11 protein-coding genes are annotated in these 14,182 nt (G+C 32.1%); 8 read left to right on the top strand and 3 right to left on the bottom strand.

All coding sequences use genetic code 11. The features are described 5' to 3' along the window. Positions 1–88 precede the first annotated feature (88 nt). Positions 89–1,873, top strand: a complete 1,785-nt coding sequence (locus tag BLV79_RS07115) for an ABC transporter ATP-binding protein (protein WP_074717519.1) — start codon at positions 89–91, stop codon at positions 1,871–1,873. After that, positions 1,870–3,603, top strand: coding sequence for an ABC transporter ATP-binding protein (locus tag BLV79_RS07120; RefSeq protein WP_074717521.1), 1,734 nt, complete (start codon positions 1,870–1,872; stop codon positions 3,601–3,603). Before BLV79_RS07115 ends, BLV79_RS07120 begins: the two co-directional genes overlap by 4 nt. Before the next feature lie 206 nt (positions 3,604–3,809). Here the strand turns inward: BLV79_RS07120 and BLV79_RS07125 are convergent, their stop codons facing one another. Both BLV79_RS07125 and BLV79_RS07130 read right to left on the bottom strand, forming a co-directional pair. Beyond that, positions 3,810–5,699 (bottom strand): ABC transporter ATP-binding protein, encoded by a 1,890-nt coding sequence (locus BLV79_RS07125; RefSeq protein ID WP_074717523.1) that lies wholly within the window; start codon positions 5,697–5,699, stop codon positions 3,810–3,812. Beyond that, positions 5,699–7,447, bottom strand: a complete 1,749-nt coding sequence (locus BLV79_RS07130; RefSeq protein ID WP_074717525.1) for an ABC transporter ATP-binding protein — start codon at positions 7,445–7,447, stop codon at positions 5,699–5,701. The genes BLV79_RS07125 and BLV79_RS07130 overlap by 1 nt, the downstream gene beginning before the upstream one ends. A gap of 262 nt (positions 7,448–7,709) precedes the next feature. Here BLV79_RS07130 and BLV79_RS07135 point away from each other — a divergent pair, with 262 nt between their 5' ends. From BLV79_RS07135 to BLV79_RS07150, 4 genes are all read left to right on the top strand, one after another. After that, on the top strand, positions 7,710–8,231 hold the full coding sequence (locus tag BLV79_RS07135) for a MarR family winged helix-turn-helix transcriptional regulator (protein WP_074717527.1): 522 nt from the start codon (positions 7,710–7,712) through the stop codon (positions 8,229–8,231). 424 nt (positions 8,232–8,655) lie between these two features. Next, positions 8,656–10,842, top strand: a complete 2,187-nt coding sequence (gene nrdD / locus BLV79_RS07140) for an anaerobic ribonucleoside-triphosphate reductase (protein WP_074717528.1) — start codon at positions 8,656–8,658, stop codon at positions 10,840–10,842. Between the two features lie 137 nt (positions 10,843–10,979). Continuing rightward, positions 10,980–11,699, top strand: coding sequence for a tRNA threonylcarbamoyladenosine dehydratase (locus BLV79_RS07145; RefSeq protein WP_074717530.1), 720 nt, complete (start codon positions 10,980–10,982; stop codon positions 11,697–11,699). A 76-nt stretch (positions 11,700–11,775) separates the two neighbouring features. Then, positions 11,776–12,006, top strand: coding sequence for a hypothetical protein (locus BLV79_RS07150; RefSeq protein ID WP_074717532.1), 231 nt, complete (start codon positions 11,776–11,778; stop codon positions 12,004–12,006). Positions 12,007–12,116: 110 nt separating this feature from the next. Here the strand turns inward: BLV79_RS07150 and BLV79_RS07155 are convergent, their stop codons facing one another. Beyond that, positions 12,117–12,368 (bottom strand): hypothetical protein, encoded by a 252-nt coding sequence (locus tag BLV79_RS07155; RefSeq protein WP_074717534.1) that lies wholly within the window; start codon positions 12,366–12,368, stop codon positions 12,117–12,119. 203 nt (positions 12,369–12,571) lie between these two features. Between BLV79_RS07155 and thyA the strand changes: the two genes are divergently transcribed. Further along, entirely contained in the window at positions 12,572–13,420 is an 849-nt protein-coding gene (thyA, locus tag BLV79_RS07160; protein WP_074717536.1) for a thymidylate synthase, read from the top strand. A gap of 137 nt (positions 13,421–13,557) precedes the next feature. Continuing rightward, a complete protein-coding gene (locus tag BLV79_RS07165) occupies positions 13,558–14,046 on the top strand; it encodes a dihydrofolate reductase (protein ID WP_074717538.1) in 489 nt (162 codons plus the stop codon). Positions 14,047–14,182: the final 136 nt, after the last annotated feature.

A 14,182-nucleotide genomic window follows, 5' to 3' on the forward strand; every position in this document is an offset into this window, starting at 1 on the left:
ATCATCACAGACCACAATATATAATATGTGCAGGAAGAGACATAAAAATTTTTTAAAATGTTTGGTTAATAAAGAAAAGAGGATAAAAATGGAAAAAGAAAAAAAGCAATCAGCTTTTTCGGAACTTATGAGTTATGCCGGAAAATATAAAATATTGACTTATTTTTCAATAGTGTTTTCTATTATAGCCGGAATAGTGGTGGTTATACCATTTGTTTATTTGGGAAAAATAATAAAAGAAGTTATTAACGTATATCCTGATTTTTCTAAAGCAACTCATATTGTCAGCTATGGATGGATGGCAGTTGCTTTTTCGATAGGCTATATGGCAATTTATTTTTGTGCACTTGCATGTTCACATCTTTCAGCATTTCGTGTGGCGAAAAATATGAAAAAAGCTCTTTTATATCATATCGCAAAGTTACCTATAGGATTTTCAGATGAAATTGGATCAGGAAAAATTAGAAGAATTGTTTCTGATGAAACAGGAAACACAGAAATCTTTCTTGCACATAATTTGCCAGATATAGTACAAGCAATAACAGTTCCAATAGTATTGATTATAATGTTTTTTACTTATGACTTTCGTTTTGGAATAGCTACTCTTGTACCATTGTTTTTAGGTTTCATTGCAATGGGTGGAATGTTTGGATCTGGTATGGCTGAATCTATGAGAAAATATCAGGATGCTCTTGAGAGTATGAGTAATGAATCAGTTGAATATGTGCGTGGAATTCCTGTTGTAAAGACTTTTGGTCAGACTGTTTTTTCTTTTCACAGATTCAAAAAATCCATTGATGATTATGGAAAATTCTGTATTGATTACAGTATGAGATGCAGATGGCAAATGATTCTTTATGAAACAGCTATTAATTCAACGTTTGCATTTTTGATAGGTCTTGTTTTGCTTTTAACAAGTAGACAAGGCATGAAAATGGGAATCCTTATTGATTTTCTATTTTATGTAATTGTTTCGCCAGTCATTACGACTTCAATGCAGCGAATCATGTTTATATCTGAAAACGCATTAAAAATAAATGACACTCTTGCAAGAATTAATTCTATTTTTAAGATTGAACCATTAGTTGAATCATCTATAAAAGAGATTCCAAGAGACGCATCAGTAGAACTTGATAATGTTAAATTTAAATATAAAGAAGGTGCAAAACCTGCACTTAATCATTTGAGCTTAAAAGCAAATAAAGATGAGATGATAGCATTGGTTGGTCCTTCAGGAAGTGGTAAGACGACAGCGGCTGAGCTGATTTCAAGATTCTTTGATTCAGATGAAGGTAGTGTCAAGATTGGTGGAGTAGAAGTTAGAAACATTGAAAAAGACAAACTTATGAATACAGTTTCTTATGTATTCCAAAATAGTAAGCTTCTAAAGAGATCAATTGCAGATAATCTAAGAATTGCAAAACCAAATGCAACAGAAAGTGAATTATATGATGCGCTTCATAAAGCACAGTGTGATGAAATAATCAAAAGACTTCCAAATGGTATTAATACTATTTTAGGAAGTGAAGGGACTTATCTTTCAGGAGGAGAACAACAACGTATAGCTATAGCAAGAACGATGTTAAAGAATGCACCTGTAGTTATACTTGATGAAGCAACAGCTTTTGCAGATCCAGAAAATGAGGTGCTTGTTCAAAAAGCATTTGCAGAACTTACCAAAAAAAGTACAGTTATTATGATTGCACATAGACTTTCAACGGTATGTAATGCTGACAGAATCTATGTATTTAATCATGGAAAAGTAGTTGAAAGCGGAAAACATGACGAGTTATTAGCTAAAAAAGGCCTGTATGCTAATATGTGGAAAGAATATCAATGTGCTACGAATTGGAAGGTTGGTGAAGCTGTATGATAAAATTATTAAAAAAACAATATGCGTTATCGGAACAAGGTGCAAAGGATATGTTAGTCGGAATTTTGGCAGTTATTATTCAGGCGTTTGGATTAATGGCACCGGTCGGACTTATTTATACTTTTACAAATGATTATATTAATGGTGTTAGTTTACAAAATCGTATCGGAGTTTATGTTGTTGGTATAATCGCATGTTTGATATTTATGATTTTTGGAAATTACTGGCAGTATAACTCTTCATATGTGTCAACGTATAAAGAATCATCAAAAAGAAGAATTTCTTTAGCTGAAAAATTAAGAAAATTACCATTATCTTTTTTTGAAAGAAAAGATTTAGCAGATTTATCTAGCACAATATTGGCTGATACAGAGGTGCTTGAACATTCAAGTTCTCACCAGATACCTCAGTTTTATGGAAGTATAATATGTACAGTTTTGGTTAGCATATGTTTATTTTTCTACCAGTGGAAAATGGCTATTGCTGCTGTATGGCCAATTCCTGTTGCAATTGTTATTGTCTTTACATCCAAAAAAGTTCAGAAATATTTTGTGAAAAAACACGTAGATGCTAAAGTTGATTTAAGTGAAGGAATCCAGGAGTTTATTGAAGCTTCACGAGATTTAAAAAGTAATAATGCAGAAAAAGATTATTTAAGTGAACTTGATAAAAAAATAGATGACGTAGAAAGAAAAGCAATTGGAAATGAATTAGGTTCAGCAATATTTGTTGTAAGTGCTCAAATTCTTTTGAAGTTTGGTATCGCTACAGTAGCTCTTGTTGGTAGTAGCATGTTAATCAAAGGTGAGCTTAATATGATTCAATTTGTTTGCTTTTTGTTGGTTGCTTCAAGATTGTATGAACCAATGATTGCAACATTAGTTAACCTCGCTGCTTTAAACGGACTTCAGGTTAGTGTTGATAGAATGAATAGAATTTTTAATACAAGAGAGCAGAATGGTACTAGTAATTTTAATCCAAAAGGATATGATATTAAATTTAATCATGTTGGATTCTCTTATGAAGATGGCAAAGATGTTCTTTCTGATGTTTCCTTTACAGCAAAACAAGGTGAAGTTACAGCACTTGTAGGTCCATCCGGTGGAGGTAAAACTACAGTATCAAGATTAGCAGCAAGATTTTGGGATGTTGATCAGGGTAAGGTGACAATAGGTGGAGTTGATGTTAGCAAAGTTGAGCCAGAAACTCTCTTAAGCGTCTTTTCAATAGTCTTCCAGGACGTTACATTGTTTAATAATACTGTTCTAGAGAATATTCGTGTTGGAAAAAAAGATGCAACAGATGAGGAAGTTTACAGAGCTGCCAGATTGGCGAATTGTGAAGAATTCGTTGAAAATCTTCCAAATGGATATAACACAATAATTGGCGAAAATGGAAGCGAATTATCGGGTGGAGAACGCCAAAGAATATCGATAGCTAGAGCATTTTTGAAGGATGCACCAATTATATTGTTAGATGAAGCTACAGCATCACTTGATGTCGAAAATGAAACTAAAGTTCAGAGTGCATTATCTAGATTGATAAAAGATAAGACTGTCATGGTTATTGCACATAGAATGCGTACAGTTGCAGCGGCAAATAAAATAGTAGTTCTTGCAAATGGAACAGTTGCAGAACAAGGTACACCAAGTGAACTTATGAAAAGTAAAGGAATGTTTAGCCAGATGGTTTCAATCCAAACAGGTGATAAACAAAGTATGAGCGCCTAAGTTGCATGCAACTCTTGTCAGACCGTGCTTTCCATTTTAAAAAGTTTTATAAATTAGAATAACTCAAGCCCAGCACTTTAGTAAGTGCAAAGCTTGAGTTATTTTTATACTTGAATGCTATTTATAGCTTAAATTCATATTGATATGTAAATCTAATATTTATATTATCATATACATGTCAACAACCAACATCCATACTGGTATCATTAATTAGTCATACCAGTATATAACTGATAATATTTACCTTTTTTGTTAATTAAGTCGTCGTGATTACCACGTTCTATTACACGTCCCTGCTCAAGGACAATGATACAATCACTGTTTTTTACCGTAGATAAGCGGTGAGCAATTACAAATGTTGTTCTACCCTTCATAAGTTTATCCATTCCATCTTGGACAATTTTTTCAGTTCGTGTATCGATGGAACTTGTTGCTTCATCAAGAATAAGTACAGGTGGATCAGCAATAGCAGCTCTTGCAATAGCTAGTAATTGACGCTGGCCCTGGCTTAAGTTACCACCATCTCCGGTTAAAAGTGTATTGTAGCCATCAGGTAGTTGATGAATAAATGTATCAGCGTTTGCAAGTTTTGCAGCAGCATAAACCTCTTCATCAGTTGCATCTAGTTTACCAAAACGAATGTTTTCCATAACAGTTCCTGTAAAAAGATGTGTATCTTGTAAAACAATTCCAAGAGAATGCCTCAAATCTGCTTTTTTAATTTTATTAATGTTGATGCCATCGTATCTGATTTTACCATCTGAAATATCGTAGAAACGATTAATCAGGTTGGTAATTGTAGTTTTTCCGGCACCGGTTGAACCTACAAAAGCAATTTTTTGACCAGGTGTTGCGTATAAATCAACGTTGTGTAATACGATTTTTTCTTCATTGTATCCAAAATCAACATCATCAAAAACAACGTCGCCACGAAGTGGAATATAGTCAACTGAGCCATCAGCCTGGTGAACATGTTTCCATGCCCAATGTCCTGTATGAGTATCAGTTTCTTTAATGTTACCATTTTCGTCTTCAACTGAATTAACAAGAGTAACGTAGCCATTATCTGTTTCAGGTTTTTCATCCAAAAGAGCAAAAATTCTTTCGCAGCCTGCAAGGGCCATAACTATAGCATTAAGCTGTTGACTGATCTGATTGATTGGCATGCTAAAGCTTTTGTTAAAAGCAAGGAATGTTACAAGTGATCCAATTGAAAGACCAATATGACCATTTAAAGCAAGCATGGCACCAACTATTACGCAGATTACATAACTTGTGTTACCAATTTGGGCATTAACAGGTCCAAGGAAGTTTGCAAAACGGTTAGCACTATAAGCACTTTCAAATAATTTGTCATTTAAAACATCAAAATCCTTTATGTTTTGTTCTTCGTGAGTAAATACTTTTACAACTTTTTGACCATTCATCATTTCTTCAACAAAACCATTTAGTTTTCCGATGTCTTTTTGCTGAGCAAGGAAGTATTTTCCTGACAAACCAGCAAAAGTTTTAGAAACGTAAATAGTAATTCCAATCATTACAAAAGTGATAAGTGATAATGGAATACTGAGTATAATCATCTGAACAGCGATTAATAAAACGGTTAATAAACTGTTAATAAGCTGAGGAATACTCTGACTTATCATTTGTCGAAGAGTATCTATGTCATTTGTATAAACAGACATGATATCACCATGAGCGTGAGTATCAAAATACTTAATTGGTAATGACTGCATGTGAGAAAACAATTTAGTTCTCATTTTTCTAAGAGTACCCTGTGCAACATAAATCATGATTTTTGAAAACATGTAAGTTGAAAAAACACCAATCATATATACGATGGCAATACGTAGTATTGCTGATTTCAATGGTCCAAAATCAGGATTTGCAGTTTTAGTCAAAGGTGTTATATAAACGTCAACGAGATCCTTTATAAATGCAGTTCCGTTTATGTTGGCAATTACACTAATAATTATAAAAATCAAAACAAAAATTAATTGAATACCGTAGCTCTTTCCGATAAAGCAAAATAATCTATGGAAAAGCTTGCCAGGGTTTTTGATTTTTTGATCAGGTCTGGGCATTTGTCTTGGCATTAGTTATTCCTCCCTTCATCAAAATCTCCGCCACCTTGAGTTTGAGACTCATATACTTCTTTGTAAATTTCATTGGTTTTAAGTAGATTTTCATGTGTATCAAATGCATCGACAACACCATCATTTAAAACGATGATTCTGTCAGCATCCTGAACTGAAGAAATTCGCTGGGCAATGATAAGTTTAGTAGTTCCAGGAATTGCCTCTTTAAATCCTTTTCTGATTTTGGCATCAGTAGCTGTATCTACTGCACTTGTACTATCATCCAAAATTAGAATGTTTGGTTTTTTAAGCAATGCTCTTGCGATACATAATCTTTGTTTTTGTCCACCGGAAACGTTAGAACCACCCTGTTCTATATATGTATTATATTTTTTAGGGAAACGTTCAATAAATTCATCGGCACATGCTAACTGACATGCTTTGATACATTCTTCTTCAGTTGCGTTTGGATTACCCCAACGTAAGTTATCAAGAATAGTTCCACTAAATAACACATTTTTTTGGAGAACAACTGATACTTTATTTCTAAGTGTATCTAAATCGTAATCTTTTACATTTTCTCCACCAACATAAACAGCTCCGTTTGAAACATCATAAAGTCGGCTGATAAGGTTAACAAGAGAAGATTTACTACTTCCGGTTCCACCGATGATACCAATAGTTTCACCAGATTTTATTTCCAGATTTATATTAGAAAGAACAGGAGTTTCGGCTGTTTCATTATATTTAAAGTTTACATTTTCAAATTTGATAGAACCATCTTTAATTTCATAAATAGGATTCTCAGGATTAGTTAATGCACTTTTTTCTTCGATTACTTCGGCAATACGCTGGGCACTGGCTACACTCATAGAAACCATTACGAAGACAAAAGATAACATCATTAAACTCATAAGAATATTCATGCAGTATGTTAATAAGCTACTTAGTTCACCTGTTGTAAGAGAACCACCGACTATCATATTTGCACCAAGCCAGCTGATTAAAATAATACAAGTGTAAACTGTCAATTGCATAAAAGGTGAGTTCCAAATAATAATGTTTTCAGCTTTTACAAGCATATTGTAGATTGTATGGTTGGCTTTATTAAAACGTTTTCTTTCGTAGTCGCCTCGGACATAAGCCTTTACAACTCTGATAGCAGAAATGTTTTCTTCAACGCTTTCGTTAAGCGCATCATATTTTTTGAAGGCTGCTCTAAAGTATTTCATGGCACATTTTGTCAAAAATAGAAGAATTGTACCAAGAATAATTACTGCAATCAAATAAATTAATGCGAGCCTTGGGTTGATAATAAAACATGCAACCATGGAGCAAATCATACTTGCTGGTGCTCTCATACATAAACGGAGTATCATTTGGTATGCATTTTGCACGTTCGTAACATCAGTTGTCAAACGTGTAACAAGTCCGGCTGTATTATATTTATCAATGTTGCTAAATGAAAATTTTTGAATATTTCTAAACATAGCACGTCTTAAATTTCTACCAAACCCCATTGAAGCTTTAGCGCCATATGTTGCGCCTAAACATCCGAATGTCAAACTACATAGTGCAACTACCAACATCAAAAGACCGACTTTATAAATATATGAAAAGTCATGTTTATTAATACCGGTGTCTATTATTTTTGCCATTAAAAAAGGAATCAGAGTTTCTGTAAGTACTTCACCAAGCATAAAGACAGGCGTAAGTATAGAATCTTTTTTAAATTCCTTAATTTCGGCACCTAAAGTTTTTAGCATTTTTGTCCTTACCTTCTTTCTTTTATATTTTGATACACACAAATGAAGATATTAATATGTTTCATTAATGAATATCGAAAAAAAAACGATACATACATTACTGTATCGGAAAAAATTAGCACAATTACTACTTGAAAAAAAATAGTTAGTGTGCTAACAATATATTATGATAGACTTTTTTAAAACAGATGTCAACAGAAATTTTCTTAAGAAATATAAATGCTTTTAAGAAATTTAAAATCATTTTAGGGAGTGATTCATTATGAAAAAAAATACAAAATTAAGCAATTCTTTAGATAAAAAAAATACAAACGTAATAAAGGATTATAAGCCAGGATTTTTACTTGGAAAATTCAGAAAAATTAATATTGCAGTAAAAAAAATTTGGGCTAGCTCGTGGAAAGATTCTTCCGATGATCAGGAACTTACACCAGTACAGGGTGCAACAATTGGTTTTTTGATTGACAATAGTGACAGGGATTTATTCCAAAAGGATGTTGAAAAAGAATTTAATATCACAGGTGCGACGGCTACTAATATTTTAAAGTGTTTAGAAAAATACAATATGATACGTCGAGAAAGTGTAGAAAATGACGGTAGACTAAAAAAAATCATTGTAACAGAACATGGCAAACGTCATGATGAGAAGGCTTTAAATAGTTTAAGAAAAATAGAAAACAACATGCTGAATGGAATGTCAGATGAAGAAATTATTCTTTTTAATAAACTGCTAGAAAAATGTGTGTCAAACTTAGAAATATTATGTCAAGATGAAATAAATTAAGAAGATGCTTGAATATTCAAAAAAGCTCAACCACAAAATATTGTAATTACCACTTGACACTAACACTATATGTAGTATAATTGAATTGAAAGATGTGAGACCTAATATTTTCTTGCGTCTGATTTTTAAAAGATAAATTTAATATTAAAATACCGGTATTTGTACAAAAATAACTATTGACAATAGTAAAAAAAGCCTAGAAACATCAAATAAAACGAAAATTTTAAAAGGGTACTAGAACTCTTGAAAATGGTATTTCAAATGACGTATAATATCCTTTGTATGTATGAAAAGGTAATTAGTTTTTTAGATATAAGATTCAACTTTAAAGATTTACTTTACTAGTTTCTCTTATATCTATTTTTATGGAAGTAAGTTTTAAGGCAAAATAAAATATCATGAGGAAACAAGAGAGGAAAATAATATGAAGATTATCAAACGTAGTGGTGTTGAAGAAGCATTTGACAACAAAAAAATAATTGCAGCAATTAGAAAGGCAAATGATTCTGTCATTGACTATGAAAAGATTGATGATGAACAGATTAAGGATATAGCAAAAAATGTAGAGATAGCTTGTGAAAATATGAAAAGATCTGCGAGTGTTGAAGAAATACAAGATATGGTAGAAAATCAGTTAATGAATCGCAGAGCATTTAATGTCGCTAGAAATTACATTACGTATCGTTATAAAAGAGCATTAGTTCGTAAATCAAATTCAACTGATCAACAGATTTTGAGTTTGCTTGAATGCAATAATGAAGAAGTAAAACAAGAGAATTCTAATAAAAACCCTACAGTTAACAGTGTTCAGCGTGATTACATGGCTGGTGAAGTAAGTAAAGATATCACAAAGAGATTTTTATTACCAGAAGATATTGTAGAGGCACATGAACAAGGAATCATTCATTTCCATGATGCAGATTATTTTGCACAACATATGCACAATTGCTGTTTAGTTAATTTAGAGGATATGCTTCAAAATGGAACAGCAATCAGTGAGACTATGATAGATAAGCCAAGAAGTTTTTCGACAGCATGTAACATTGCAACTCAGGCAATTGCTCAAATTGCAAGTTCACAGTACGGCGGACAAAGTATTTCGCTTGCCCATTTAGCACCATTTGTTGAAGTGAGCCGTCAGAAATTCCGTAAACAGGTTCGAGCTGAATTCGAAGCAGCAGGACTTGAATTAGATGAAGATAAAATCAAAAAAGTTACAGAGATGAGAGTTAAGGAAGAAATCAACCGTGGTGTTCAGACAATTCAGTATCAGGTTATAACTCTTATGACAACTAATGGTCAGGCACCATTCGTAACAGTATTTATGTATCTTAACGAAGTTCCAGAAGGTCAGACAAGAGATGATCTTGCAGCAATTACAGAAGAGATGCTTAAACAAAGAATTAAAGGTGTTAAGAATGAAAAGGGTGTTTATATTACACCTGCATTCCCTAAACTTATCTACGTTCTCGAAGAAGATAATATTAGAGAAGGTTCTAAATATTGGTATTTAACTAAATTGGCAGCAGAATGTACAGCTAAGAGAATGGTACCTGATTATATTTCTGAAAAGAAAATGAAAGAGCTTAAAGTAAATAAAAACGGTGATGGTGATTGTTATCCATGTATGGGATGTAGAAGTTTCTTAACTCCATACATTGATCCTGAAACTAACAAACCTAAATATTATGGACGTTTTAACCAGGGTGTAGTAACTATTAACTTAGTTGATGTTGCTTGCTCTTCAGAAGGTGACGAAGATAAATTCTGGAAAATATTAGACGAAAGACTTGATTTATGTTACAGAGCGCTTATGTGTAGACATAAGAGATTATTAGGTACACCTTCAGATGTCGCTCCAATTTTATGGCAGAATGGTGCACTAGCTAGATTAAAACGTGGAGAAGTTATTGATAAATTATTATATGGTGGATATTCAACGATTTCTTTAGGCTATGCAGGACTTTGCGAATGTACACGTTACATGAAAGGCGTTTCTCATACAGATGAAGAGAACGGAACACCATTTGCTCTTAAAGTAATGGAAAAATTAAATGCAGCTTGTAAAGAGTGGAGAGAAAAAGAGAATATTGACTTTAGTTTATATGGAACACCATTAGAGTCAACAACATACAAATTCTCTAAATGCTTACAAAATAGATTTGGTGTAATTGAAGGCGTTACAGATAAGAATTACATTACTAACAGTTATCATGTACATGTTACTGAGAAGATTAATGCATTTGATAAACTTAAATTTGAATCTAAATTCCAGGAGTTATCACCAGGTGGAGCTGTAAGTTATGTAGAAGTTCCAAACATGCAGAATAATATTGAAGCAGTATTATCAGTAATGCAATTCATTTATGATAACATTATGTATGCAGAATTAAACACTAAGAGTGATTATTGTATGGAATGTGGTTATGACGGACAGATTGAAATCATTGAAGAAGAAAGTTCAGGAAAATTGATATGGCAGTGTCCAAATTGTGGAAACAGAGACCAGAGTAAAATGAGTGTAGCCAGACGTACATGTGGATATATTGGAACACAGTTCTGGAATCAGGGAAGAACACAGGAAATCAAAGAAAGAGTACTTCACTTATAAAATATTTGCAATAAGATATTCGTAATAAGTATCTGTATTTGCATACAATATTTTATGATGTGCATAATTCAGGGATTTATAATAAGAATTATAGATCCCTGATGCTATGTAAAAACTAAAGTAGGAGAAAATTATTAATGTCAGAACAATTTATTAGAACTAGAATGATAATAGGTGACGAAGCTTTAGAAAAGCTTAATAAAGCTAGAGTAGCTGTTTTTGGAATTGGTGGTGTAGGTGGTTATGTAGTCGAAGCATTGGCAAGAAGTGGTGTTGGTGCTATAGATTTGATTGATAATGATACTGTAAGTTTAAGTAATATCAATCGACAAATAATCGCTACTCATAAAACGATTGGACGTTATAAGACAGAAGTAATGAGAGAGCGTATCCTAGATATTAATCCAGAATGTAAAGTAGAGATTCATAATTGTTTTTATTTGCCCGAAACAAGAGATGAATTTGATTTTACAGAATATGATTATGTTGTTGACGCGGTAGATACTGTTACGGCCAAATTGACATTAATAGAAGAAGCTAGAGGTAAAGGTGTGCCAATTATTAGTAGTATGGGAGCCGGAAATAAACTAGATCCTACTGCTTTTGAGGTGGCTGATATCAGCAAAACTTCGGTATGTCCTTTAGCAAAAGTCATGAGGCGCGAATTAAAAAAACGTGGAATAGAAAATCTAAAAGTTGTATATTCAAAAGAAAAAGCGATATCACCACTATCAACTTATTTAGAGAATTCTTCAGAGAAAACAACTAAAAGAGCTACACCTGGTTCAATAGCGTTTATTCCTTCGGTTGTTGGACTAATAATTGCTTCTGAAGTTGTAAAAGATTTGATAAAATAATATATAAATCTAATTTGCCAAAATAAATAAATAATATTATAATGTAGAAGAATAAACATAAATAGGAGAAATGAATATGAAAGAGAAAAAATACGGCTCAAGAAGGTGGATAGTCAGCATAGTTGCTATGTTTGTTACACTAGGGATTTGGTATTTCGGAATGTATGTTTGTGATATTAAAAGTATCCTAACTGATACATTGTTTGTGATATTAACATTAGTTGCATTAATTGTAATGCTTTTAGATATTGTTTTGGCATTAGTTTTTTTACAGTCAGATAAGAAGAAAACTAAAAAAAATAAATAGAGGCCATATGATTTTAACAAAAAAGGGCAAACACTTATGTTAAGGTAGATAGATAAGTGCTTGTCCTTTTTTAAAAGACAATATAAAAAAATTTTAAAAAATTAAAAATATTAATTAGTTGAATCATCAACTGAAAGTGTACTTAAATAATTATCAACGCTTTCTGAATTAACAGTAAATGATTTTGCGGGTCTAGAGTCAATATAATTTTTGATACTAACTCTGGCAATTAAAGCGATGAGTGCGATTCCGATGATAGTTGTACATACTAAAAAAAGCTTTTTACGCAATTTATTACGAGCAACTACTTTAGCACGATTTCTTTTTTCTTTTTTATGTAAATCAACTTTAGCTTGACTCATATGATTCTCCTTTTTACAAAATATACGTTCTATTTTAATATTACCTTTTTTGTAGGGAAAAAGCAACATCATTTACGGCGAAAAAAACATTTACAATAAAAATACTTATGGTAAAAACAAAAAACTATTTCAAGGACCAACTTGAATAATATATTAATATAAAGTAAAATTACATTTAGTAAATAAAGAAGATGGAGGATTCTATGAGCTTAGCAGATCAAACTTTTGTTGCAATGTGCAAAGATATTTTAGAAAATGGAGTTAGTACTGAAGGTGAAAAAGTAAGACCACATTGGCCAGATGGAACTAGTGCATATACTATTAAAAAATTTGGCGTAGTAAGTCGTTACGATTTATCAAAAGAGTTTCCAGCTATTACATTAAGAAAAACAGCCATTAAAACATGTACAGAAGAAATGTTATGGATTTGGCAGAGAAAATCTAACAACATTCATGATTTAAAGAGTACTGTATGGGATGAATGGGCTGATGAAAACGGTTCAATTGGTAAGGCATATGGATATCAACTTGGTGTTAAACACCAATATAAAGAAGGCATGATGGATCAGGTAGATAGAGTTATCTATGATTTGAAAAATAATCCATTTAGTAGAAGAATTCTAACTAACATTTATGTACATCAAGATCTACATGAAATGAATCTTTATCCTTGTGCATATAGTATGACGTTCAACGTTACTCAGAAAAAAGGTGACGATAAGTTGACATTAAATGCAATTTTGAATCAAAGATCACAGGATATTTTGACAGCAAATAATTGGAATGTTTGTCAATATGCAGTACTTGTTCATATGTTAGCACAAGTGTGTGACATGAGAGTAGGAGAGCTAGTTCATGTTATTGCTGATGCACATATATATGATAGACACATTCCATTAGTTAAAGAATTAATTGAGCGTCCACAATATCCAGCACCAAAATTCTGGCTTAATCCAGAAATAAAGGATTTTTATCAGTTTACAAGAGATGATGTGAAATTAATTGATTATGAAACTGGTCCGCAGATTAAAGATATTCCAGTTGCTATATAAAAAAGGGCACTTACAGTTGTAATAGCAAATACAAATGTAATGGCACTTGTGGTTGTGCTGATAGCTAGGCAAAAAATTTTTGTAAGCTTTGAGTAATATGAGAGAGAAAGATATAGACATTATATGGAGGTAAAAAAATGAATTTAATAGTTGCAGTTGATAAAAATTGGGGAATTGGAAAAAACAATGATTTATTAGTAAGAATACCAGCAGATCAGAAATTCTTTAGAGAAACAACAATAGGAAAAGTTGTTGTTATGGGGAGAAAAACATTAGAGAGTTTCCCTGGTCAAGTACCTCTAAAAGGAAGAACTAATATTGTTTTAACTCATGATGAAAACTATGATGGTCATGGCGCTATCGTGGTCAACTCAATGGATGAATTAAAAGAAGAATTAAAAAAATACGATGATGAAGATATTTTTGTTATCGGTGGTGAAAAAATATATAAACAGATGCTCGACATGTGTAAAATCGCTCATGTTACAAAAATTGATTATGCATATGACGCTGATGCGTATTTCCCTAATTTAGATGAATTAGATGAGTGGGAGTTAGTGGCAGATAGCGAAGAGCAAACATATTTTAATGTAATTTATCATTTTAATATGTATAAAAGAAAATAATTTTATAATCAATATTTAAGATTATTAAAAAGGATATTTTTAAAAATTATTTAATTATTTAAAAGAGGATATAAAAAATTTTTACCAAGGGAAGAAGTTATAATAGAAGGATAAAATCATCTATTTTTTCCCTTCG

Source organism: Lachnobacterium bovis DSM 14045 (genome assembly GCF_900107245.1).
GTDB classification, from domain to species: Bacteria; Bacillota; Clostridia; order Lachnospirales; family Lachnospiraceae; genus Roseburia; species Roseburia bovis.

What these genes read in the sequence shown, in the direction of transcription:
- BLV79_RS07155 (WP_074717534.1), bottom strand. Translation starts at nt 12,368, where the DNA reads ATGAGTCAAGCTAAAGTTGATTTACATAAAAAAGAAAAAAGAAATCGT.
- BLV79_RS07130 (WP_074717525.1), bottom strand. Translation starts at nt 7,447, where the DNA reads ATGCTAAAAACTTTAGGTGCCGAAATTAAGGAATTTAAAAAAGATTCT.
- thyA (WP_074717536.1), top strand. Translation starts at nt 12,572, where the DNA reads ATGAGCTTAGCAGATCAAACTTTTGTTGCAATGTGCAAAGATATTTTA.
- BLV79_RS07145 (WP_074717530.1), top strand. Translation starts at nt 10,980, where the DNA reads ATGTCAGAACAATTTATTAGAACTAGAATGATAATAGGTGACGAAGCT.
- BLV79_RS07120 (WP_074717521.1), top strand. Translation starts at nt 1,870, where the DNA reads ATGATAAAATTATTAAAAAAACAATATGCGTTATCGGAACAAGGTGCA.
- BLV79_RS07115 (WP_074717519.1), top strand. Translation starts at nt 89, where the DNA reads ATGGAAAAAGAAAAAAAGCAATCAGCTTTTTCGGAACTTATGAGTTAT.
- BLV79_RS07125 (WP_074717523.1), bottom strand. Translation starts at nt 5,699, where the DNA reads ATGCCAAGACAAATGCCCAGACCTGATCAAAAAATCAAAAACCCTGGC.
- BLV79_RS07165 (WP_074717538.1), top strand. Translation starts at nt 13,558, where the DNA reads ATGAATTTAATAGTTGCAGTTGATAAAAATTGGGGAATTGGAAAAAAC.
- nrdD (WP_074717528.1), top strand. Translation starts at nt 8,656, where the DNA reads ATGAAGATTATCAAACGTAGTGGTGTTGAAGAAGCATTTGACAACAAA.
- BLV79_RS07150 (WP_074717532.1), top strand. Translation starts at nt 11,776, where the DNA reads ATGAAAGAGAAAAAATACGGCTCAAGAAGGTGGATAGTCAGCATAGTT.
- BLV79_RS07135 (WP_074717527.1), top strand. Translation starts at nt 7,710, where the DNA reads ATGAAAAAAAATACAAAATTAAGCAATTCTTTAGATAAAAAAAATACA.